This window comes from Aquaticitalea lipolytica (genome assembly GCF_014641635.1).
GTDB classification, from domain to species: Bacteria; Bacteroidota; Bacteroidia; order Flavobacteriales; family Flavobacteriaceae; genus Aquaticitalea; species Aquaticitalea lipolytica.
In genome coordinates this window covers 1-1,415 of record NZ_BMIC01000027.1, presented here as the reverse complement: position 1 = coordinate 1,415, position 1,415 = coordinate 1, and the positions used below count along the sequence as shown (strand labels likewise).

Below are 1,415 nucleotides of genomic sequence, written 5' to 3'. Positions count from 1 at the left end.
TTGATAATATGCAGCATGAGCATTACATATAATAAGACCCGATGAGTCTCCATTAATTGGAATTGAAACAGGATTAGTTGCCATAATAATTTGTTTAGATTAATAATTTGGTGTTGAGTCACGATGAACTCATATTGGTTATAATTTAAGACAAGGGGAATGTCAACAGAGAGAAGTATAAAGATAAATCTAATTGGAGTGATATACAATACGTAGAACTACGTATTTTTCCTCTTTCAATAAGGTTAGACATACCTGAATTTTGTGTTCAGTTAATTTCTTTTGACACTATAATTAGGATATGTTATTTGAATTACTTGAGTATTGTGTAATCATTCAAGACTCTTAAGTAAGACAGATGCCTGTAAAAAATAGTTACCTGTTTTGAAATTCTTTTTCTTTTCAAATTGGAGATTAATAATTTCACCAAATTTAGTTTTTTGCTCAAGGTGATAAATTAAGTTTATTATGGTATTATAATCGCCTTCTAAAATAAATTGATAGGTTTTAATAGTAAGCTCTTCATTTTTAATATTCACATGAGGTTTTAAAAAACTACTAACTTTAAGGTTATTAGTTTGAGCATAATTATTAATAGTGTTCAAAAGACTATTTTGAATAGAACTGTCTTTTAGTTGATTTATGGTAAGAAGGGAATCATAAAACTGTTCTTTTTGTTTTAAGATTGACAATTGTTTAGGGATATTCTGAAATTGAAGATATTCATTTGATAGTTTTTGATACTCTGATTTTAATTCAAAAGTTTTTGAAAAAGCTAGCTGAAAGCAAACTAAGATAGCGACAAAAAAACCAATAATTAAAGCAATATTTCTATTTCTGTTAGTCATTCTTCATTGTGATTTTTATACTAAAACTTGAAATGTGGTTAGTCAAGTCACTATAATCAATAATTTCAATTTTCTCAACCCAAGTAAGAATCTCTAGTTCTTTAATCCAAAAAGAAAACATCTCACTGTCAGTTGAATCACCGGAAATTAATATGATATTATGGTCTATTAAAATGGGTTCATAAGATTTAATCTTTTTTAATAGAGGTTGGTAATCGACTTGTGAAAGCTGTATTGATGACGGGATACTGTTAACTATATGGTTTAAATAATATGAGCTTTTAGAGCTACTACTGTGAAGTATATCATAGACAATCTTTTCAGATTTTTCGATCTCTTTGCTTAATCCAATAATTTTTGATTTTGAATGCTGATTTACGAGTGAGGTTTGTTGTAGGCCTTCTACTTTATTAAAGTAGAAATTGTAAAACATAAAATTGACTAACAATAAAGAGAATATAAACACAAGTGCAAACTTTGTAAATTTTTTAAAGAATTGAGATTGTGTATACTCAACAAGTAATTCATTTTTTCGAGCTCCAAAATTAGAAAAATTGTTGTTATTAA

At 27.2% G+C, this 1,415-nt stretch carries 2 protein-coding genes; both read right to left on the bottom strand.

Annotated elements, in window-relative coordinates; all coding sequences use genetic code 11:
- Positions 1-332 precede the first annotated feature (332 nt).
- Complete coding sequence (locus tag IEW41_RS14440) at positions 333-848, bottom strand: hypothetical protein (RefSeq protein ID WP_188607083.1); 516 nt, start codon at positions 846-848, stop codon at positions 333-335.
- On the bottom strand, positions 841-1,415 hold a 575-nt coding region (locus IEW41_RS14435; protein WP_188607082.1), incomplete at its 5' end, for a hypothetical protein. The genes IEW41_RS14440 and IEW41_RS14435, both read right to left, overlap by 8 nt.

Excerpts from the sequence above, each read along its gene's own strand:
- IEW41_RS14440 (WP_188607083.1), bottom strand. The coding sequence starts at position 848 with ATGACTAACAGAAATAGAAATATTGCTTTAATTATTGGTTTTTTTGTC.